Consider the following 20915-nt stretch of genomic DNA (forward strand, 5'->3'; position numbering starts at 1 on the left):
CAAGCCTATTGGCCGAGTACGGGATGGATCGTCACCGAGGCGGCCTTCACCGAAAGGCGGACCGCAGTGCCCGGTTCGAGTGCGAGTTCGGCGACGGCGGCAGGCGTCAGATCCGCGCTGAGGCCGTCAGCCCAGTCCTGCCCGCCGACGGCGCGCAGTCGCACGACCGCCCCGTAGGGCTCCAGCGCGCCGACGACGGCCGCGACCGTGTTGCGCGGGCTGCCTGCCGCGGCCGAACCGGCCGGGTAGACGGACACCGCGGCTGGAGCGAAAACGGCGACGGCAGGCTCGCCGGTCACCGCGTCGGGCGCGGCGACGCCGCTGATCGAACCGCCGGAGCGGGTGAGCAGACCTTCGGGTTTCGCGATGCCCTCTACCAGGTTCAGCCCCGCGATCCTCGCCGTGAACGGCGTTCGGGGCGCCGAAAGCACCTGTCTCGTCGGCCCCTGCTCGACGATCCTTCCACCGGAGAGCACGATGACGTGGTCGGCGAGCGCGAGCGCGTCGAGCGGGTCGTGGGTGACCAGCACCGTCGCCCGCCTGTTGTCCTCGGCCCTCAGCACCCTTCGGAGCAGCCCGCGCACGGCGGGTGCCGCGTCGACGTCCAGCGCCGCGAAGGGCTCGTCGAGCAGCAGCAGGTCGGGTTCTCCAGCGAGGGCGCGAGCGACGGCGACCCGCTGAGCCTGGCCTCCCGACAATTGCGAAGGCTTCCTCGCCTCGAACTCCTCCGCATCCACTTCGGACAGCCAGCGTCGCGCCACCGCTCTCGCGCTGGCCGTCGACTTGCCTGCCGCCCTCGGCGCGAAGGCGACGTTGTCGACGACGGAAAGGTGAGGAAAGAGCAAAGCCTCCTGGGCCAGCAGGCCTACGGCACGATCATGGGCAGGCACGTGCACCTTGGGCGTCCTGGTGAGCGTCCGGTCGCCGAACGTGATGACACCTCGGTCGGGGAGCAACAGCCCGGCAAGGCTGTTCAACACCGTCGACTTGCCTGAGCCGTTGGGGCCGAGCACGGCGAGCACGGTGCCTCTCGGCACGTCGAAGCCGACGGAAAGGGTGAACTCGCCCCTCTCGACCTCGATGTCGGCGTGCAGTGTCACGCGCGCACCTTCCTCGTCCGCCGCTTGCCGCTACGGCTGTCACCGCGGTCGGCTCCGGCGCCCTCAAGCGCCCGCGGCCTCGCGACGGCTATCACCAGTATCGCGACGACAACGAGCAGCAACGCCAGCGCGACGGCGCTGTCGATGTCGGCCTCGGCCTGGTTGTAGACCTCAAGCGGCAAGGTGCGCGTGACCCCTTCGAGACTGCCGGCGAAGGTGATCGTGGCGCCGAATTCACCGAGCGCCCTCGCGAAACTGAGCACAGCGCCCGAGCCGAGGGCGGGTAGCAGCAGCGGCAGCGTCACCCTCCTGAACACGAGCCACGGCCGCGCACCGAGCGTCGCGGCGACCTGTTCGTAGCGATCGCCGGAATTACGCAGCGCGCCTTCGAGGCTCACCACGAGAAAAGGCATCGCGACGAACGTCTGCGCGATCACGACGGCCGCGGTCGTGAAGGGGATCCGTACCCCCGCGGTCACGTCGAGCAGGTAGCCGAGAAACCCGTTGCGGCCAAGCAGGAACAGCAGGGCGAGGCCACCGACGACGGGAGGAAGCACGAGCGGCAGCAACACCACCGCTCGCAGCAGGCGGACGAGTGGCCCACTCGATCTGGCAAGCACGACGGCGAGCGGCACCCCGAGCAGCACACAGGCCACAGTGGACAGCACGGCGGTCACGAGCGACAGCCGAAGTGCGTTCAGCGAGGCGGTGGAGGTGAGCAGTTCGGGCAGCCGCGCGAAGTCGGTACGCACGAGCAGCCCGACAACGGGAAGCACGACGAGCGCGAGTGCGACGGATGCCGGGATCCACAGCACCCACGGAACCGAACGGCGATTACGGCGAGCCAAAACCGGCCTTGCCGAGTTCCTGCCTGCCCGCCTCGCCGAGGACGAGTTCCGTGAACCGCGCCGCGAGGTCGGATTCCGAGGAGCCGGCGAGCACGGCGATCGGATACCGGTTGACCGCCTCGTCCGCCTCGGGGAAGTCGACGTGGTCGACGTTCCTGCCGTTGACGTCCGTCACGTAGACGAGCCCCGCGTCGGCCTCACCCGCCTCGACCTTGGTCAGTACCGCCTTCACGTCCTGCTCCTCGCTCGCCGGCGAAAGAGCGACGCCCGCGGCCTGCTCGACCTTCTCCGTCGCCGAGCCGCAGGGCACCTGCGGCGCGCACACGATGACGGTCAGGTCTTCCTTCGCGAGATCCGCGAAGGACGTGATCCCCTTGGGATTGCCCTTCGGCACCGCGATCGTCAGCGTGTTGGTCGCGAAAACGGTCGGCTCGCCCTCGACGTCACCGGACTCCACCGCCTTGTCCATGTTCTTCTCGTCGGCCGATGCGAACACGTCGGCAGGCGCGCCCTCCTGGATCTGCTGGACGAGCTTCGACGAACCGGCGAGGTTGAGTTTGACGTCGACGCCGGGGTTGTCGTCCTCGAATCGTTTCTCAAGCACGCCGAACGATTCGGTGAGCGAGGCCGCCGCGAAGACGTTCAGCGTCGTGCCGTCACCTTGTCCTCCTTGTGAGGCGGCGCCGCACGCGGAGGTGACGAGGACGGCGCCGAGGACGGCCGCGAGCCGGGACCTCATTGGGAACCTCCAGGAGTTTCGACGATCACCTGGGTCGCCTTGACGACGGCCACCGCGAGCACCCCCGGCGCGAGCCCGAGTTCTCGCACCGCCTCGGCGCTCATCAGCGATACGACGCGATGTGGTCCGCATTGGATCTCCACCTTGGCCATGACGGTGTCGGCGACGACGTCCGTTACGAGGCCGACGAACCGGTTGCGCGCCGACCTGCCGACATCGGAGGGGTCAGGAGCTTCCTCGGCCTGGCGGCGCGCGAAGGCGGCTAGTTCGGCGCCGTCGACGACCTTGCGTCCTGACGAGTCCTCACCGGCGGTGAGTTGCCCCGACTTGACCCACCGGCGCACCGTGTCGTCGCTGACGCCCAGCAATCTCGCTGCTTCCGAGAACCGAAAATGCGGCATATCCTGGAGATTATCTCCGCAGTCGCGGAAAAGCCATGGCGCCGGCGATCTTGTGTACAACGAACCTCACAACTTGCCCTGTTCCGGCACTACGCTGGGGTGGATGACAGCGGTAGAACTCGGGACGCCCCGGGTCCCAGGCAGGCACGCGATGGCGAGCGCACCGCGCCCTGACAACCCCGCGCTCATCGACACGTTCGGCAGGGTCGCGACCGACCTCCGGGTCTCCTTGACGGACAAGTGCAATCTGCGCTGCACCTACTGCATGCCGGCCGAGGGCCTTGATTGGATGCCGGGCGACGAACTGCTCGGCGACGAGGAACTACTCCGGCTCATGGGCATCGCGGTGCGACTGCTGGGAGTCACCGACATCCGGCTCACCGGCGGCGAACCGCTCTTGCGGCCGAACCTTGAGAAGCTGGTGGCCGGAATGGCCTCGCTCGAACCGCGACCGAAGCTGTCGATGACAACGAACGGCATCGGTTTCGCCAAGCGCGCCAAGGCATTCGCCGAGGCGGGGCTCGACCGCATCAACGTGTCCCTCGACTCGATCGAAAGGGCCACCTTCGAGCGCATCACGCGGCGAGACCGGTTGCGGCACGTGCTCGACGCGCTCGCCGAGGCACACGCGGCAGGACTCACGCCTGTCAAGATCAACGCGGTGCTCATCAGGGGGGTCAACGATCACGAAGCCGCGGGACTGTTGCGGTTCGCGCTCGACAACGACTACCGGTTGCGGTTCATCGAGCAGATGCCGCTCGACGCCCAGCACGGATGGAACCGGCAGGAAATGATCACCGCCGACGAAATACTCGACCTGCTCGGCGCCGAGTTCACGCTAACTCCGAGCCCTGCCGAACGCGGCGGGGCGCCGGCCGAACGCTGGCTCGTCGACGGCGGGCCAGGTGAGGTCGGGGTCATCCCTTCGGTCAGCAGGCCGTTCTGCGGAGCCTGCGAGCGCACGCGGCTCACCGCGGACGGCGCGGTCCGCTCCTGCCTTTTCTCCACGACCGAGACGGACCTTCGCGGCCTCCTCCGCGGTGGCGCGTCGGACGAGGACATCGCGGAGGCTTGGCGCGGCGCCATGTGGGGAAAGCTCGCGGGCCACGAGATCAACGAGGCGGGCTTCGCGCAGCCGATCCGGCCGATGAGCGCCATCGGCGGCTGACCCGCGCCCCGGACGCCGAGATCCGCATTCGCGCGACGGGACGGACCGCCGATGACGGTGCCGATGCGCTCAGCACAACAACTAGGCTTGCCTGGGGAAGCTCCACGATCGCGAGGCAGCGGTGGAGCGCCGACGACGTGAAACGGATGTCGCATGACACAGTCCAGTCCGCGCGCAGCCAGTGAAACCAGCGGTCCGATCGTGCCGGACGCTCCGGCAGGCGGCAGGGGCAACGGCTCCGCCGCGATCGAGAAGGTGGAACAACACGCGACAACGGTGCTGGTCCGTTACTTCGCCTCCGCACGAGCCGCGGCAGGGGTCGAAGAGGAATTCCTCCAGCTCAGCCCCGGCGCGTCCGTGGAGGACGCCATTGCCGAACTGAGGCTGCTGCACCCCGCCGAGCTGCCGAGGGTGCTCGACGCCGCCAGCTTCCTCCTCGACGGGATCGCGGTCCGCGACATCACTCGGGAACTCCCCGACGGGGCGGAACTGGACGTGCTGCCACCGTTCGCGGGCGGCTGACCCGCGGCGGCATCACGCTTTGGCGTGGTCGCGCCCCACTTTCTCGTGTTCCCCGGAAGGGGCAGGGCGCGAGAGTATTCTCGCTGTTCAGGCGGTTCTTGAGGGCGAAGTTGTTCGTCAGAACCGGTAGGGCGACGTTCTTCAGGTTGCGAGCCGACAAGCCGGGTACCCGAGTGTCGCCATTCCTCGGCTCAGGGTCGGTGACGGATGTCGCCGAAATGCGCATCGTGGTCCCCTGATCACCGTCTGCTGGAACGGTTTCCGGGTCGGCGCACGCGGCGCACGGCCCCCATTCGCCGCGCCAAGTGGCCGTCACAAACGGAGCATTCGAGCGCAAACGACGTGACACAAGCCTCACTTTCCGTGAAATATCTCGACTAGGAAACGGCTCGATAACGACAATCTGACCTGCGAAAACTCTGGAATCGCTCAAGGTTGCGCGTTGTTACTGTGATCTAGGTCACGTGCTTAAAGTTTTCCGAACCCGCTCGTCGTTACGTACCGTCGCTTCTCGGTTGGCCCCGACCGACCAGAGCAACACCCGGGATTCCGTTGCGCCGCACCCAGTCCGGCGGAAACCCGGAACCAAACCCCGAGCGAAAGAAACTTCCGGACTGGGACGAGAGGAAACGGAGCCGTAGGCGATGTGTGCCGGCTTGCGAGTCGGCCAGGTCCATGCGACCTGCCTCGCTGCGCGGAGGCGCGGAAGACAGAGACCGAGTCAAAAATGGCTTATCGAGGCAAGCACCGTAAGACCTCCGCCGCTTCCCGTCAGATTGCTCGCGTCGCTGTTGCGGGCCTGGCGGTCGGCGCCCCACTCGCTATCGCTGCGACCCCCGCGCAGGCCGACAGCGTCAACTGGGACGCCATCGCGCAGTGCGAGAGTGGCGGCAACTGGAGCATCGACACCGGCAACGGTTACCAGGGTGGTCTCCAGTTCTCCCCGAGCACCTGGCAGGCATATGGCGGCTCAGGCAGCGCCGCCGACGCTTCCCGCGAAGAGCAGATTGCCGTCGCGGAGCGCGTCCTTCAGGGTCAGGGCATCGGCGCGTGGCCGACGTGTGGCGCGCAGGCCGGTTCCGGCGCCAGCTACCAGGGCACCAACACCGATGGCGCGCAGACCTACTCCGAGCCGGTGCAGGAAAGCGCCCCCGCCGAGACCTACCAGGCTCCGGCCCCGGTCGAGGCTCCCGCACCTGCTCCGACCGGTGTCGCGAAGTCGAACCCGGACGGTGACTACACCGTCAAGGCGGGCGACACCCTGACCAAGATCGCCACTGAAAAGGGTGTCGAGGGCGGCTACGAGAAGCTGGTCGAGCTGAACGACGGTTTCATCTCGAACGCCGACTACATCCTGGTTGGTCAGCAGATCGCGACCAAGTGACCCGTTAGCGGTCAGATGCGTCAGCAACACAATGGCGCGGGTGCCGGCTGATTTCCCGATCATCGCCGGCACGCGAGGGCCCCACCGTGTCCCCCGGACGGTGGGGCCCTCGCCCATTCCAGGGGTCTGCTGATTCGCCGACACCGGAAGCGCCCAGCGCTTCGGTCAGCGGAGTCAGCGCGTTTCGAACAGTCGTCAGGGCGAGTTGACCCACTCGTCGGTGCCATCGGTGAACTTCTGGTGCTTCCACACCGGCAGCCTGGCCTTCACCTCGTCGACGAGCTCCGCACAGGCTGCGAACGCCTCGGCGCGGTGGTCGGCGGCAACCGCGCAGGCCAGCGCCACGTCGCCGATCTCAAGAGCGCCGAGCCGGTGGCTCACGGCGACCGCGCGCAGTCCGGGCCTGTGCCCGGCGACCTCGGCGACGACCCTGGCAAGCACCTCGCCCGCGCTCGGGTGCCCCTCGTAGAACAACGACGTGACCGACCGGCCGTCGTCGTGGTCGCGAACGACCCCGCCGAAGGAGACGACCGCGCCGGCACCGGCGTCCCTGACGAGCTGGGCATGCTCGTCGACGGACAACTCGGTCTCCGTCACCTGGGCGAGCGCGACCCTCGCGGGGGCGCCACCGCTGTCAGGAGGAGTGACCGGTTCGGCGTTCCTCGGGTGATCTCCGCCGGCGAGCTGGTCGACCGCGTGGTCGAGCACGTCGGCAAGCACGTCGAGCCCGTCGTTGACCCCACCGCGAGAACCGGGAAGGTTGACGATCAGCGTGCTGCCCGCGACACCCGCCGTGCCGCGCGAGAGCATCGCGGCCGGCACTTTGTCCCGCCCTGCCGCGCGTACGGCGTCGGCGAGACCGGGAAGTTCGAGTTCCAGCAGTCCGGCTGTGGCTTCCGGAGTGCGATCGGTAGGCGAGATTCCGGTTCCGCCGGTCGTGATGATGACGTCGACGCCGTCGGCAAGGCTCTCCCGCAGCGCCCTCGCGACCGGCTCACCGTCGGCGACCACAAGCGGCTCCGGCACGTCGTAGGAGCGCTCGGTCAGCCATTTCGCGATGATCGGTCCGGTCTGGTCGGCATACACTCCCGCGGCTGCCCTGTTCGAAGCCACGATCACCCTGGCTGTGCGCGTCATGCGTCGTCCTCTCGCCGCCAGCTTCCTGTCTTTCCGCCGTCCTTGGTCTCAAGACGTACCCCGTCGAGCGTCGCGGCGGGGTCGACCGCCTTGATCATGTCGTGCAGGGTGAGTCCGGCGACGGCGACCGCGGTGAGTGCTTCCATCTCGACGCCGGTGCGGTCGCTGGTGCGCGCGGTCGCCGTGATGTGCACGCTGTCGGGTTCCAGCTCGAACTCGATGTCGACCTTGGTCAGCGCGATCTGATGGCACAACGGGATCAGTTCCGACGTGCGCTTCGCTCCCATGACGCCTGCGATTCTGGCCGTGGCCAGCGCGTCCCCTTTGGGGAGGCCGCCAGCCGAAAGCAGGCCGAGCACCTCCGCCGTGGTGCGCACCCTGCCACTGGCCACCGCCGTGCGCGCGGTGACCGCCTTCGCGGAGACGTCGACCATGCGGGCGGTGCCCTTCTCGTCGACGTGGCTCAGTTCACTCACGACGTCGAGGCTACTTCTTCCTTCGCTTCTTTCTGCGCGGCCGTCTTGACGGCGTCGGCGACGGCTGGAGCGACGGCGGCGTCGAAGACGCTCGGCACGATGAACGACGCGTTGAGCCTGTCGTCGACGACGTCGGCGATGGCATTGGCCGCCGCGAGCAGCATGTCGTCGTCGATGTGGTGCGCTTGGGCGTCGAGCAGACCGCGGAACACCCCTGGGAACGCCAGTACGTTGTTGATCTGGTTCGGGTAGTCGCTGCGTCCGGTCGCGACGACGGCGGCGTGTTTCTGCGCTTCGAGCGGGTCGATCTCAGGGTCGGGGTTGGCGAGCGCGAAGACGACGGCGTCGTCGGCCATGGTCGCGACCTGTTCGGCTCCGAAGAGGTTCGGCGCGGAAACGCCGATGAACACGTCCGCGCCGACGAGCGCGTCGTGCAGAGTGCCCGACACGTTGTCCTTGTTGGTGTGCTCGGCGACCCAGCCGAGACTGTCGTCGAGATTGGACCGGCCGGGGTGCACGATGCCGTCGATGTCGGCGGCGATGATGTCGGCAGGCGACTTGCGCAGCAGCAGCCGGATGATGGCCGACCCGGCCGCCCCGACTCCGCTGACGACGATCCTGCACTTCTCGATCGGCTTGTTCACCACGCGCAGCGCGTTGCGCAGCGCGGCGACCACCACGATGGCCGTTCCGTGCTGGTCGTCATGGAAGACGGGGATGTCGAGCTGCTCGCGCAGTCTCGCCTCGATCTCGAAGCACCTCGGCGCGGCGATGTCCTCAAGGTTGATACCCGCGTAGACAGGGGCGAGCGCCTTGACGATGCGGATGATCTCCTCGGTGTCCTGGGTGTCGAGACACACCGGCCACGCGTCGACGCCCGCGAACTTCTTGAACAGCGCCGCCTTTCCCTCCATCACCGGCAACGCGGCCGCTGGGCCGATGTTGCCGAGCCCGAGAACGGCGGAACCGTCGGTGACGACCGCGACGGTGTTGCGCTTGATGGTGAGCCTGCGGGCGTCATCGGGGTTGGCGGCGATGGCCTGACAGACCCTCGCGACGCCGGGCGTGTAGGCGCGGGAGAGATCGTCCCTGTTGCGCAGCGCGACTTTGGGGTTGACTTCGAGCTTGCCACCGAGGTGCATCAGGAAGGTTCGATCGGAAACCTTCCTGACGTTCACGCCGGAAAGCGCGTTGAGCGCCTTCGTCATGTCCTCGGCGTGATCGGCCGACGAGACGTTGGCCGTGATGTCGACGACGATGGCATCGGAATGGGACTCGACGATGTCGAACGCCGTGAGCACCCCGCCGACCTGGCCAATCGCCGTGGTCAAATCGCCGGCCGCGCTTGCAGAGGGCGGTGCCTCAAGTCGCACGGTGATGGAATAACCGGGGCCGGGAACCGGCATGTGCACTACCCCCGCATCGAAAAAACGGCCGGATACGGGGAAAACACTAGTCCCGTGACCGGGACCACCGACGGCCAGGACCGGTGACCCGCGGGTAACCCCTACGGCGCGTTGTTGATGACCGTTTCGGGGTGCTCGTACGGAACCGCGGGCAGTGGGAACGTCACCTCGCCGAACGGCGAGAGCGCACCCTGCCGGTCAGCCGCGAGTTCGGAAACGGAGTGCTTCTCTCCTTCTGGTGCCTCGGGCCAAGTCGGGTCGATCCGCTTGCTGTTCCGGCTGTCGCCCTTCGCCACGTCGTCCTCCACACTTCGACCAACGATGACCACAGTGTGCCTGATGGCATCACGCACGGGATATCGTGGTTGGCAATGGCCGCACCCACGCTCGCGGAATGGCTACGCTCGGCCACCGACGACATGCTGACCGCACTGCTGCGTGCCCGGCGTGATCTCGCGACTCCGCCACCCGCCGATTCCGGCGTGTTGGCGACTCGCGCGGGTACCGCGGGGTCGATAGCCCGCGCCTGCGAAAACCTGGACACCGCGACCATCGCCGTACTGGAATGCCTGCTGGTGGCAGGCGCCGACGCCGAGCCGGTGAGCGAACAGGATCTTGCCGGGCTCATCGGCGGCCAGGAAGCGGATCCGCACGCCGAGGCACGCAGGCTCACCGCCATCAGCTCCGCCCTCGATGCCCTTCGCGGCCTCGCCCTCGTCTGGGGGACGGCCGATGAGCTGAGCGTCGCCCCCGCTGCCCGCGAGGTGTTCGGGCCGTACCCCGCCGGTTTGGGGACGACGGCGCCCGCGCTCGAACCGGCCGAACTCGATCCCGCGCTCGCGGAGGTCGGAGACGACGAGCGGGCGTTGCTGCGCACGCTCGCCGGGGGCCCGCCCATCGGCCGCACGAAGGACGCCGCGCTCGACGTTCCGCTCGCCTCCGCGACGACACCCGTCCAGAAGCTGCTGGCGAGGAGGTTGTTGCGGCGGCGTGACGATCAGACCGTCGAACTGCCTGCCGAGCTGGGGATCGTGTTGCGGGGCGGTGTCGTCCATCCCGGCGACGTGCTGACCGAGCCGGAATTGCCGGTGAGCCCGCATCAGCAGTCCACAGTGGATCAGGCGGCCGCCGGTGAGGCGATGGAGTTCCTGCGGCACGCCGAAACCCTGCTCCGGCTCTGGTCCACGCAGCCGTCCCCCGTGCTGAAGTCGGGCGGGCTCGGCGTCAGGGAACTACGCAGGATCGCCCGCGAGCTGGACGCGGACGACACGAGGGCGACGCTGCTCGTCGAGTTGCTTGCCGGTGCCGGACTCGTCGCGACCAGCGAGGAGGTGAGTTCCGAGTGGGTGCCGACGACACTGACCGATTCGTGGCTGGCCTCTCCGCCTTCGGGTCGCTGGCTCACGCTCGCTCAAGCGTGGCTCGACCTGCCGCGGCTGCCGGGGCTGGCTGGTGAACGCGACGCGAAGGACAAGGCGCTCGCTCCGCTGTCGGAGGACTTGAGGAGGCCACTCGCGCCTGCGGGGCGGCGCAGGGTGCTCACCGTTCTCGCCGATCTTCCAGAGGGCGCCGGGGTCAAGAGTGTCGACGAACTGGTCGCGCTGCTTGCGTGGCGCGCTCCCCGCAGGGGCGGGCGGCTCAGGGACGAGACGGTGCGCTGGGCGATGGCGGAAGCCACCGCGATCGGCGCCGTCGCGCTGGGCGCGTTGACTTCGGCCTCCGCGGCTTTGCTCGCCGACGACCCACACGGCGCGGCAGCCGCGATGGCGGATGCCATGCCGCGCCCGGTGGGGCACGTGCTGGTGCAGGCGGACCTGACCGTCGTGGCACCCGGCCCACTCGAACCCGAACTCGCGACGGAGATCATGGCCGTCGCCGATGTGGAGTCGGCGGGTCACGCGACTGTCTACCGGGTCACGGAGTCGTCGGTGCGCAGGGCACTCGACAGCGGCAAGACGGCCTCCGAACTGCAAGAACTGTTCCGGACACGGTCGGCGACGCCGGTTCCGCAATCGCTGGAATACCTCATCGACGACGTGTCCCGGCGGCACGGGCGGCTGCGAGGTGGTGCCGCGGCCGCGTTCCTGCGCTGCGACGACGAGGTGCTGCTGGCCGAGGTCATGAGCAATCAGGTCGCCTCGCGGTACGAGCTGCGCAAGATCGCCCCGACCGTGCTGGTGAGCCCCTATCCGCTGGCTGAGATGCTGGACGGGCTCAGGGCGGTGGGGTTCGCGCCTGCGGCGGAAGGTCCCGACGGGCGAACGCTCGACCTCCGACCGAGTGGCCGACGCATACCGTCGCGGGGCAGACAGGTGCGCAGGATCAGCGAGCCGGGTGCCATCAGCGCCGAGCAACTCGCGGCTGTCATCACCCATCTACGTGCGGGCGACCGCGCGGCGAGCAGCAGAAGAGGGACCGTCGTCCGGCTTCCCGCCGGTGGCGGGGCGGACACCTCGGCGACACTGGCGCTGCTGGCGCGGGCCACGCGCGAACAGCGCGAGGTGTGGATCGGGTTCGTCGACTCGCACGGCACCGCGAGACAACGCGTGGTGACCCCGGTTCGCGTCGGCGGCGGGATGCTGGAGAGCTCGGAAAACGAACGCTACCCACTTCACCGCATCACCTCCGCCGCCCTCGTCGAAGACGAATAACAGCGGCCTCGGCGCCACCGCAAATGAAGCAAGGGAGCTTTGCTGCCGTTTTCCGGAAGCGAGGGAGCTTTGCTGCCGTTACCCGTTAGTAAGGCTCCCTTGCTGCCGTTACCGGCTCACAGGGCTCGCAGGCCGTCGAGGATGCGGGACATGAAGTCCTGGGAGGAGCGATCGGTGAGCACGAAGCCGGTCTGATGGATGTCGACGGCGCCGGCGCGGGCGAGATCGTCGACGATCACCTTCACCACGCCAAGCGGAAGCCTCGCGTACGCGGCGATCTCGGCAATCGAGCGCACCTCGACGCACAGGTCGCAGATGAACTGCTTCTCCGGTGTCTCGGCCGCTTCGTACCGCCGTCCCGACGCACTCGTCGAGACGAGGGTGTCGAGGTTCAGCTCCTGCGCGGGCCGGGTGCGCCCACCCGTTCGCGCATAGGGACGTACCAGCGACCTGTGCTCGAACCTCGGCGGCTCCTGCTGCTCGGCATCGTGCGGCTCAGGCTCGGCAGGTCCGCCCTGCCGCGCGAATCCCCTGCCGGGTTCGACATGCCCTGCCGGTTGTCCGAACAGCTCGTGACCGCCAGCCGGAAGGTGCTGCTCTCGCTCGGAAAACGGGGCCTGTTTCCATTCCGGTTCTCGCGCTACCCGCCTCGGCTCGGCTTCCCACGGGTCGAATCGCCCGTGTTCCGACAACACGGCCGACTCGAACCTCGGCGTCGTCGGCTGTTCCGGATACCGCTCGAATTCATTCGCCTCGACATCGCCGGGCCAGATCTCGCGCCCATCCGGCTGCGATCCCGGCAAAGATCGCGATGCCGAGGGCGCCTGTGACTCTGCCACCGGTTGCCGCAACGCCGATGCGGTTTGCTCGTGCCCCGGCTCCCACTGTTCGAACGGCTGGTCCTGTTCGGGCCGCCGGTGTTTCGCCCTGCCCTGCTGCCGTTGCTGTCTCGGCTGCCGCGCCTGCTGGGGCTGATGCCGCACGGCAGGCCGTTCCTTGTGCGCCGGCTCCTGTTGAGCACGGCGAACCCGGTCCGTCGGCTGGGCCGCTGGATGCCGCTTGTCCTGGCGGACGGACTGCCTTCGCGCCAACGCGGGCACACTGCCGAGATCGAATCTGCCAGGCGAATCAAAAGTCTCTCTGCCTGTGCCCTGATGCAGTGCTTCCCATTCGTCCACAGCGTTATCCACGCATGCCGCCCTGTAGCTGCGACCGCATCTCAGGAGTCATCTGCTGCCCAACCCGTTCCACAAGCAACGTCATCTCATAGGCCACCGTGCCGATGTCGGAGGTCGGCGCGGCAAGCACCGCGAGACACGAACCATCGCTGATCGACATCAGGAACAGATAGCCCCTGTCCATCTCCACGACAGTCTGATTGACGTCGCCGGCCTCGAAACACCTGGCTGCTCCGAGTGTGAGCGAGACAAGGCCGGAAGCAACCGCCGACAATTGTTCCGCACGTTCCTGTGGCAGCCCTTCCGAGCCCGCGAGCAAGAGCCCGTCGGCGGAGACGACGACCGCATGCGCCGCTCCGGGCACCCTGCGAACGAAGTCAGTGATGAGCCAGCCGAAGCTACCCTGCTGAGCCGAAGCCGTCACCGTATCTCCTCGCGTCCGCGCACACACCCGCCTCGACGGTCAGACTATTAGCACGGTCAAACCACGGTGGGGCAACTCCCCCTTAACCGCGGCGGGTGCGCGCGAGTACGGTCCCGCTCAGCCCGCTTGCAGCGCGCTGTCGTGCTGGATGGCGTGCTGTACAACGGAAATCAGCACCTGCTTCGCCGATTCCCTGTCCCTCGCGTCGCACGCCATGATCGGCACCGATGGCGAGATCGTCAGCGCGTGCCGCACGTCCTCGATCTGGTGGTGCAGCAACCGATCGAAGCAGTTGATCGCCACGACGTAAGGAAGTTTGCGGTTCTCGAAGAAGTCGATCGAGGGAAACGCGTCGGCGAGCCTGCGCGTGTCCAGCAATACGACGGCACCGATCGCGCCGAGAGCGAGGTCGTCCCACATGAACCAGAACCGATGCTGGCCCGGGGTACCGAACACGTAGAGGACGAGGTCGGAATCCAGCGAGATACGCCCGAAGTCCATCGCGACCGTCGTCGTCATCTTATTCGGTGTCGCGGAGATGTCGTCTACCGAGACACTCGCCTCGGTCATGGACGCTTCCGTCGTCAACGGGGCGATTTCGGACACCGCTCCGACCATCGTGGTCTTGCCGACACCGAATCCGCCGGCAACCACGATCTTGGCCGACGAGGTCGGGCCCGCCGCTGCCGACATGTTCGCGTCGGAGTCAAATTCTCCGAAGCCCACTGAGCACCCTTTCCATGAACTCGATACTGGGCCGGTCTCCCACCATGGAGGTCGCGGAGTGCACGAGCACGAGCCCGAGACCGGCAACGTCACCAACCAGGACACGCACGACACCGAGTGGTAGCCGCAGCAACGCGGCGACCTCGGCTACAGACCGGGTGTCGAGGCAAAGCCCGCAAATCGACCGATGCTCGGGGACCCTGACTCGTTCAAGCTGCCGCCCCCGCTCGCTCGTCGAGACCAGCGCTTCCAGAGCGAGGTCGCGGTCCGGTTTCGTCCTTCCTCTCGTCCGGAAGTACGGCCGCACGAGCCCCGAACTCTCCACCGGAGCCTCGGCGTCGGCGTTGGCCTGCCTCGGAACGGGCGAGGGGACCAGATCCTGCGAAGGGGGGCCTCCTCCGTCGAGCGAGCGCTCCGCGAACGCGGTGAACGCGGCCGCGGAGTCGGCGTCGTGCATACCGCCGCCGCCCATTCCGTACAACTCGGCTCCCGGACCGCCGAGCAACCGCTGCCGGTACTCGGAGACGTCGAAGTCCGATGGCCCGCGCGCCTCCTCGTCCAGCGACCGCAGCCATTCGCCGGTGTCGAGCGACCGGTCTGGTTCCGGCCGTTCTGACCGGCCAGGCCGCCAATCGCGGTCGTCACGGTCGTGGTAGGCCATGTCGTTGTCCGACTCGTTTGGCCAGCGCCCGGGTGACCGATCTCTGTCGAGCCATCGGTCACCTCGCGAGTGCCCGGAATCCACGGCAGTCTCCTCAGTGCTCTCTCACTGGACTGTGCCGGTGCCGCCGCGTCCCCACACACGCATTGACCCCAGCCGGTCTCACCGCCGCGCCGCGCCCTGCAATTGGGCGCGAAGCTCCGGTGTCATCTGTTGGCCGACTCTCTCGACCAGCAAGGTCATCTCGTATACGACCAGCCCGATATCGCTGTCCGGTGAGCCAAGCACAGCAAGGCAAGACCCGTCGGAAACCGACATGAGGAACAAGAAACCGTTGGCCATCTCGACCACGGTTTGCGCCACCGCTCCGCCCTCGAACACCTGCGCCGCACCTCGGGCAAGGCTCGTCAGACCAGAGGCGACAGCGGCAAGCTGGTCGGCTCTGTCCTTCGGCAACCCGCGAGATGCCGCGAGCAACAGACCATCGGCCGAGACGACGACGGCATGTGCCGCGCCAGGCACTCGGTGCACGAAGTCCGTGATGAGCCAGGCAAAACTCCCCTTCTGACCGGAGTTGCCTTGCTTCGGCGCACCCGGCTGCGCTGAACCCGCCCGTGTCAACTCTTACTCCTTCGCCCCGTTGTCGAGGGATCGATCAGCCAATCCGCTCGACGTAACAGAATCGAACTCCGCACGATCATCCGGCGGCTGTTCCTTGAGCGCGTGACGACCACTCTGGTAGCCACGCTGGAAGCTCATCATGCGGTTACGTGCCGCATCAGCCGACCTGGCGATCGCGCCCTGTCCCGGCTTGCCGACCGTGGTGTCGGTGAACGCGCCACCCTCACTCGACCGGATAGAGCCAGGAACCAAGTATGCGTTGGGCACGCGCTTGGGCAGACCTGCCTCGGTGGTTTCCTCACTCTTCGACTCAAGTAGCGCGTGTGCCGCCTGCCAACCGCTGTCAGAGACACTGCGCCAATCGTCATCGTCGTCGTCGCTGCCGCTCTCCGCGATCCCGCTCGGTTCCTCCATCTGCCGTACCTCCCCCTGCTGCTCGTCCGGCTCAAGCGCTGCCTCAGCTTCCTCACTGAACCAGCGCGAGAGTACGGACTGATAGATCGGCAGGCGCCTGGTGGGCACATCGTCGTCGAGCGCGCTGCCATCGCCGCCCGCCGGTTCCGGCTCCACCGGCCGTTCGGGCACCACCGGCACGTACCGGGGCTCACGCTTGGGTAGCGCGAGCGGGTAGTCGTCGCCTGCTCTGCCGTTGGTCTCCGGTTCCGGCGATTCCACCGGCCACTCCGGTTCCTCGCGTGGTTGTGCGGCGGGTGGCTGCGCTGAGGCCGAACTGCGGAACGGTCCGGCCGCCCTTGTCGATCCGCCGACGAGGTCGTCGAGGCTGATCGGCTGGGCGAGCGGCGTCAGGCCGTTGTCTGCCTGCCCCTGTGGTGCCGGAGCGGCAGGGGGCGCCGCGGGGGCAGGCGGCGTCGGCGGCAGCTTCGTCGTTCTCGGTTCATCCGCGAACGCCGGGATCGGCGGCAGCGAAGGATGCGAAGACTGAGTCGACGACGAGGACGACGCTGCCTGTGTGGGAACCGACGAACGTGAAGGCAGTGAAGGCATCGAGGAGGAGGCGAGGTCTTCGTACGCCTCGTCACTCAGTCCTTCGAACGGATTCGGCCCCATCGTCGAAATGCCACCGAGCGGCTGAGCCGTCAGCAGCTCGGCCGGTACGACGATACGGGCGATCACGCCGCCCTCGATGTCCTCGTTCTCCCTCAGCCGCACCTCGATACCGTGCCGCTTCGCGAGCCGGGCGACCACGTAGAGACCCATTCGCCTCGTCACCGAAACGTCGAGGTCCGGCGGGTCGGCCAGTCGTTCGTTGGCCTCGTTGAGCTGGTCTTCCGTCATACCGACGCCCCGGTCGGTGATCTGGACGGCGAGTGCTTGCCGCCTCGTCACCACCGCACGCACGCTGATCTTGGTTTCCGGCTCGGAGAAATAGGTGGCGTTGTCGAGCAATTCCGCCATGACGTGCACGAGGTCGTGCACCGCTCTGCCGTGCACCGCGACCTCGGGAACTGAGCCGACCTCGACCCTCGCGTACTGCTCGATCTCGGAAACCGCCGCACCGATGACGTCGGCGGCAGGCACCGGCTTGGACATCGACTTCGCGAGACCGGCGCCGGAGAGCACCAGCAGACTCTCGCCATTGCGCCGCAACCGGGTCGCGAGGTGGTCGAGTTCGAAAAGGCTCGCGAGCTGGTCCGGATCCTGCTCGTCGGCCTCAAGCCGGTCGATGACACCCAGCTGCCGTTCCACCAGTCGCTGGCTGCGCCTGGAGAGGTTGACGAAGATGCCGTTGACGTTCTCTCGCAACAGCGCCTGTTCGGCCGCCATCCGGATGGCCCGCTCGTGAACAACGTCGAACGACCGCGCGACTTCACCAATCTCCTCGCGGCTGAACACCGGGACGGGAGCGACCGCGTTGCGGGAAGCCTCGATCGGGTTCGGGTCGGCGAGAATCCTGCGCACGGTCTCCGGGAGCCGGACGTAGGCGACTTCGAGCGCGCTGGACCGCAGCGTGCGCAGCGGCTTCAGCAAGGCACGGGCGATGACCAGCATCAGCGCGAGCGTGGCGACGAGCGCGGCGAGCATGATCCCGAAGAACACCCACGCGGCCTGTGTCGCACCATCGGAGAGCGCGACCGCCTGAGTCCTCAGGTTGTCGAGCAGGGTGCTCTCGACCTGGCGCATCTTGTCGACGGTCGCGTTGCCGTCCGAGGTCAGGGCACGCACGTCGATGTCGAGCGGAACACCGCTCGACGCGTTGGCGAAGGCGATCGCCTCGATCCGCTCCCTGTTGTCGACCTCGGCACCGGCGACGGTGTCGGCGAAGATCTGCTGCTCTCGCAGGGTTGCGTTGGCGTTGAACGCGTCGACCGACGCACTCGCGCTGGCCTGGGCGGCGAAGGTACGTTCGAGAAGGTCGGCGGGGAAGGCGTTGCGGCCTGCCGCGATCTGCAGGGAGGCGTTTTGCCTCGCCACGAACTCTTTGGCCTCGCTCAGCGCCTGTAGCGCGGTGCCCTGCCTCAGCAATTCCCTGTCGGTGACCGAAAGGTTCACCTCACGACCGAGCTGCACCAGCGAATCCAAAATTGAGGTATATGTCACAAAAGCGGACATATCCGGGAAAGCGGTGCGGCTGATCTTGTCGCGAAGCGGCCCCAGCGCGTCGAGACGCTGTAGTACCTGGGTGTAGCTGGCGGCGCTCGCGTCCTCGGGGTCGAGCTCGTCGACCGACGAACGCAAATCGCCGACGGTGCCGTCGACCCTGCCGATCTGCTCGTCGAGGGCTGCCCGGTTGGCCGAGCCATTGGCCATGCGCGCCATGGCTAGCGTGCGCTCGCTCTGCACCGCTTGTACGACCGCCGTCACCTTCGAAGCGACATCGACCTGCTCGACGGTTCGCTGGAACTCGCCGGCCTGATTGGCCTCGCTGAGTGCACGCAGGCTGCCAAAAGTCAGCGCGGTGACCAGTGGGATGATCAACACCGCCGCGAGCTTCCAGCGAAGCGGCCAGTTACTCAGCTTCCACCGCGCGCCGCTCGGCTCGGCCACCTGCTGGGCGTCAGCACGCTCCTGCGCGGGGGGTCGCCCTTCTACGGCCGCGGTATCTGTATTCGGCACCGCTTTACCACCATCGTTCTTCGAGCCGGATCCGAAGCCGGCCTGCCGGCCGAGCACTTCCCGCACGTTCCGCGCACATCAGCCCGCCAACCCTCACCCTGTTGGGGGTTTCACGGAGGCGTCGCGTCGTGCCACCACACCGATCAAATCGTTGTAGTGCAGTACCGCCATGTGGTCCAGGCCAACCTGACGAGCACCCCCAGGTGCAGGCAGGGTAGACGCCAACTCCGCCATTCAGTCACTCTCTCGTCACTACTTGGGTGGCCGATACCGCATGGGAGATACAGAAGGTAGCGAAGACCGCGTGAGGATGTAACCCTCACAGGTCAGATAACAGCAATTGACCGCCGCACTGCGGGCTTGCCAACGCCCTTTTACCCCACAGATGTGAACCAAGAGTTAATTAGACCACACTTCTAACCACCCAAACGAGTGGCACGACGTACACGGAGGCTCCACACAGGTACGCATTGTGATGACGCCGTGAAATCTCTACAGTAACCCTGGCTTGCTGAGTCCGGGGCGGCGTCACACTCAGTCGGCCTCATCTACCCAAGTACGGCTCATGTGCCAGATACCTCAGGAGTGGCATTGCTTCGACACGGTATTACCCCCGCAAGCCGACCGCGGAGACGCGCACGGCTGGTCACGCTCATCGCCAGCGCCGGGCTGCTGGCCTCGGTCAGCGGCTGTGGCCTGCTCGGGGGCGAGGATGAACCCTCAACTCCCTCCGGAGGCAACGGTTCTGTCGAGACCGCCGACATCACTGTGTCAACGCTACCGGCCATCGACGTCGCCCCGCTGCATCTTGCGATAAAAAACGGCTACTTCAAGGAAGAGGGCCTCAACGTCACCATCGACCAGGCCGCGAGTGGCCAGGCCGCGCTGACCAAGATGATCGGCGGCGACGCCGAAATCGCCTTCTCCAGCTATGTGCCCTTCTTCGTGGCGCAGAGCAAAGAAGCCGCCGATCTCAAGTTCGTCGCGGACGCGGTGTCCACCACGCCGGACGCGATCCAGATCGTCACGATGCCCAACTCGTCGGTGAAGACCGTCAAGGACCTCGAAGGCAAGACCATCGCGGTCTCAGCGCTGAACACCATTTCGGACGCACTCGTCAAGTCCGTCATGAAGACCCAGGGCCTCGACTACAACAACGTCGACTGGGTTCCCGTTTCCTTCCCTGACATCGCGGGCACGCTCTCGCGTGGGGATGCCGACGCCGGGCTCCTGATCGAGCCCTACCTGACGGCGGCATCGGAAACGGCAGGCGCCGTTCCGATCATCGACGCGGCGACCGGTCCCACAAAGGACTTCCCGCTCGCCGGATACGCGTCGACCGCGAAGTTCACCGAGGAGAACCCCAACACGGTCGCGGCCTTCCAGCGCGCAATGAAGAAGGCGACGGACGACGCCCAGGACCGCAGCACGATCGAGCCGCTCGTGGTCGATTACGCCAAGGTACAGAAGGACACCGTGTCATTGGTCAAGATGCCCAAGTTCCAGTCCACTTTGGATGCGTCGAGGATCCAGCGTGTTCCTGACCTGATGGTCGAGTTCGGCATCATCCCCGAGAAGATCGACGCGGCGTCGATGATCGTCCAGCCGGCGACCACCTGACAACGTGCGACCGATCTTTCGCAACCTGGTCGGCCTGGCCGCGTTCCTGGTTATCTGGGAAGCCGTGGTCAGGCTCGGCCTGGTCAACGAGCAAGACCTCCCGCCCGCGAGCGTCGTGCTGGGGCGGACCATCGAACTACTCGGCCAGGAGCCGTTCCTCCGCGACGTCATCGCGACCCTGCTCGCCTGGGCCATCGCGATGCTCGTGGCGATCGCCATCGCGGTTCCGGCCGGTTTGCTGCTCGGCAGTCTTCCCGGGCTCAGGAAGGCGACGACGGCGATCGTCGAGTTCCTCAGACCCATCCCTTCCGTCGCGCTGATCCCGCTCGCGATCCTCGTCGTCGGCGGCGGACCGGAGTCGAAGATCGCACTGGCGATCTACGCGTCGATCTGGCCCATCCTCTACAACACGATCTACGCGTTCGCCGAGATCGACCCGTTGTTGCTGGACACGGCCAAGTCCTGCGGGGCAAAGAAGGGCAGAGTGCTGGCTTCGGTCGCATTGCCGCACGCGGCCCCGTTCGTCTTCACCGGCATCCGGATGTCCTCAGCCGTCGCACTCATTCTGGTGGTGAGCACCGAGTTCATCGCGGGAGCGGCCACCGGCATCGGGAAGTTCATTCTCGAAGCCAGTTCCGGCGGTGGACGGATGGACCTCGTACTCGCGGGGACCGTGGTCGCGGGATTGCTCGGCTACCTGATCAACGAAGGGCTCGAACGATTGGGCAACCGCCTGTTCCGCTGGCACACAGCGACCACGACGGAGGCCGCATGACTC

At 67.0% G+C, this 20915-nt stretch carries 20 protein-coding genes; 6 read left to right on the forward strand and 14 right to left on the reverse strand.

Translation table 11 applies throughout. From position 1 onward, the window contains the following. Positions 1 to 5: 5 nt before the first annotated feature. Genes BAY61_RS28190 through BAY61_RS28205 form a run of 4 tightly spaced genes read right to left on the reverse strand, consistent with a single transcriptional unit; the run spans position 6 to position 3088 of the window. A complete protein-coding gene (locus BAY61_RS28190; protein ID WP_091803385.1) occupies positions 6 to 1100 on the reverse strand; it encodes a sulfate/molybdate ABC transporter ATP-binding protein in 1095 nt (364 codons plus the stop codon). Beyond that, positions 1097 to 1948: an ABC transporter permease gene (locus BAY61_RS28195; RefSeq protein WP_091803382.1), complete on the reverse strand. Its 852-nt coding sequence runs from the start codon at positions 1946 to 1948 to the stop codon at positions 1097 to 1099. Before BAY61_RS28195 ends, BAY61_RS28190 begins: the two co-directional genes overlap by 4 nt. Further along, on the reverse strand, positions 1935 to 2687 hold the full coding sequence (modA, locus tag BAY61_RS28200; RefSeq protein WP_091803377.1) for a molybdate ABC transporter substrate-binding protein: 753 nt from the start codon (positions 2685 to 2687) through the stop codon (positions 1935 to 1937). Before modA ends, BAY61_RS28195 begins: the two co-directional genes overlap by 14 nt. Then, entirely contained in the window at positions 2684 to 3088 is a 405-nt protein-coding gene (locus BAY61_RS28205; protein WP_091803375.1) for a TOBE domain-containing protein, read from the reverse strand. Before BAY61_RS28205 ends, modA begins: the two co-directional genes overlap by 4 nt. 103 nt (positions 3089 to 3191) lie before the next feature. Between BAY61_RS28205 and moaA the strand changes: the two genes are divergently transcribed. The 3 genes from moaA to BAY61_RS28220 all read left to right on the forward strand — a co-directional run bounded on the left by moaA (position 3192) and on the right by BAY61_RS28220 (position 6162). Then, positions 3192 to 4256, forward strand: a complete 1065-nt coding sequence (moaA, locus tag BAY61_RS28210; protein WP_091803934.1) for a GTP 3',8-cyclase MoaA — start codon at positions 3192 to 3194, stop codon at positions 4254 to 4256. 255 nt (positions 4257 to 4511) lie between these two features. Continuing rightward, positions 4512 to 4778, forward strand: a complete 267-nt coding sequence (locus BAY61_RS28215; protein WP_275935814.1) for a MoaD/ThiS family protein — start codon at positions 4512 to 4514, stop codon at positions 4776 to 4778. 727 nt (positions 4779 to 5505) lie between these two features. Further along, positions 5506 to 6162: a transglycosylase family protein gene (locus BAY61_RS28220; protein WP_091803369.1), complete on the forward strand. Its 657-nt coding sequence runs from the start codon at positions 5506 to 5508 to the stop codon at positions 6160 to 6162. A gap of 195 nt (positions 6163 to 6357) precedes the next feature. Here BAY61_RS28220 and BAY61_RS28225 read toward each other — a convergent pair whose 3' ends face one another. The 4 genes from BAY61_RS28225 to BAY61_RS28240 form a co-directional block, all read right to left on the reverse strand. Beyond that, positions 6358 to 7299: a molybdenum cofactor biosynthesis protein MoaE gene (locus tag BAY61_RS28225; protein ID WP_091803366.1), complete on the reverse strand. Its 942-nt coding sequence runs from the start codon at positions 7297 to 7299 to the stop codon at positions 6358 to 6360. Continuing rightward, positions 7296 to 7775, reverse strand: coding sequence for a cyclic pyranopterin monophosphate synthase MoaC (gene moaC, locus BAY61_RS28230; protein ID WP_091803363.1), 480 nt, complete (start codon positions 7773 to 7775; stop codon positions 7296 to 7298). The genes BAY61_RS28225 and moaC overlap by 4 nt, the downstream gene beginning before the upstream one ends. Continuing rightward, positions 7772 to 9181, reverse strand: coding sequence for an NAD-dependent malic enzyme (locus BAY61_RS28235; protein WP_091803360.1), 1410 nt, complete (start codon positions 9179 to 9181; stop codon positions 7772 to 7774). The genes moaC and BAY61_RS28235 overlap by 4 nt, the downstream gene beginning before the upstream one ends. 101 nt (positions 9182 to 9282) lie before the next feature. Then, a complete protein-coding gene (locus BAY61_RS28240) occupies positions 9283 to 9477 on the reverse strand; it encodes a hypothetical protein (protein WP_091803931.1) in 195 nt (64 codons plus the stop codon). 75 nt (positions 9478 to 9552) lie between these two features. On the opposite strand from BAY61_RS28240, the gene BAY61_RS28245 reads away from it, so the two are divergent. Continuing rightward, the gene (locus tag BAY61_RS28245; protein ID WP_091803357.1) at positions 9553 to 11832 is read left to right on the forward strand and encodes a helicase-associated domain-containing protein; all 2280 of its coding nucleotides are present in this window, start codon (positions 9553 to 9555) and stop codon (positions 11830 to 11832) included. Positions 11833 to 11948: 116 nt separating this feature from the next. Here BAY61_RS28245 and BAY61_RS34095 read toward each other — a convergent pair whose 3' ends face one another. The 6 genes from BAY61_RS34095 to BAY61_RS28275 all read right to left on the reverse strand — a co-directional run bounded on the left by BAY61_RS34095 (position 11949) and on the right by BAY61_RS28275 (position 18517). Further along, a complete protein-coding gene (locus BAY61_RS34095; protein ID WP_420848784.1) occupies positions 11949 to 13022 on the reverse strand; it encodes a DUF742 domain-containing protein in 1074 nt (357 codons plus the stop codon). Then, the gene (locus BAY61_RS28255; RefSeq protein ID WP_091803354.1) at positions 13015 to 13434 is read right to left on the reverse strand and encodes a roadblock/LC7 domain-containing protein; all 420 of its coding nucleotides are present in this window, start codon (positions 13432 to 13434) and stop codon (positions 13015 to 13017) included. The genes BAY61_RS34095 and BAY61_RS28255 overlap by 8 nt, the downstream gene beginning before the upstream one ends. A 117-nt stretch (positions 13435 to 13551) precedes the next feature. Continuing rightward, positions 13552 to 14160, reverse strand: a complete 609-nt coding sequence (locus BAY61_RS28260) for a GTP-binding protein (protein ID WP_091803351.1) — start codon at positions 14158 to 14160, stop codon at positions 13552 to 13554. Beyond that, positions 14141 to 14905 carry a DUF742 domain-containing protein gene (locus BAY61_RS28265; RefSeq protein ID WP_176879688.1) on the reverse strand — a complete coding sequence of 255 codons (765 nt, stop codon included), beginning with the start codon at positions 14903 to 14905 and terminating at the stop codon, positions 14141 to 14143. Before BAY61_RS28265 ends, BAY61_RS28260 begins: the two co-directional genes overlap by 20 nt. A gap of 78 nt (positions 14906 to 14983) precedes the next feature. Continuing rightward, positions 14984 to 15442: a roadblock/LC7 domain-containing protein gene (locus BAY61_RS28270; RefSeq protein ID WP_091803344.1), complete on the reverse strand. Its 459-nt coding sequence runs from the start codon at positions 15440 to 15442 to the stop codon at positions 14984 to 14986. A gap of 3 nt (positions 15443 to 15445) precedes the next feature. Then, positions 15446 to 18517 carry a nitrate- and nitrite sensing domain-containing protein gene (locus BAY61_RS28275; RefSeq protein WP_091803925.1) on the reverse strand — a complete coding sequence of 1024 codons (3072 nt, stop codon included), beginning with the start codon at positions 18515 to 18517 and terminating at the stop codon, positions 15446 to 15448. A 591-nt stretch (positions 18518 to 19108) separates the two neighbouring features. Here BAY61_RS28275 and BAY61_RS28280 point away from each other — a divergent pair. Continuing rightward, positions 19109 to 20137: an ABC transporter substrate-binding protein gene (locus BAY61_RS28280; RefSeq protein ID WP_091803342.1), complete on the forward strand. Its 1029-nt coding sequence runs from the start codon at positions 19109 to 19111 to the stop codon at positions 20135 to 20137. 4 nt (positions 20138 to 20141) lie between these two features. After that, positions 20142 to 20912, forward strand: a complete 771-nt coding sequence (locus tag BAY61_RS28285) for an ABC transporter permease (protein ID WP_091803339.1) — start codon at positions 20142 to 20144, stop codon at positions 20910 to 20912. Positions 20913 to 20915 lie beyond the last annotated feature (3 nt).

The organism is Prauserella marina, assembly GCF_002240355.1.
GTDB lineage: Bacteria > Actinomycetota > Actinomycetes > Mycobacteriales > Pseudonocardiaceae > Prauserella_A > Prauserella_A marina.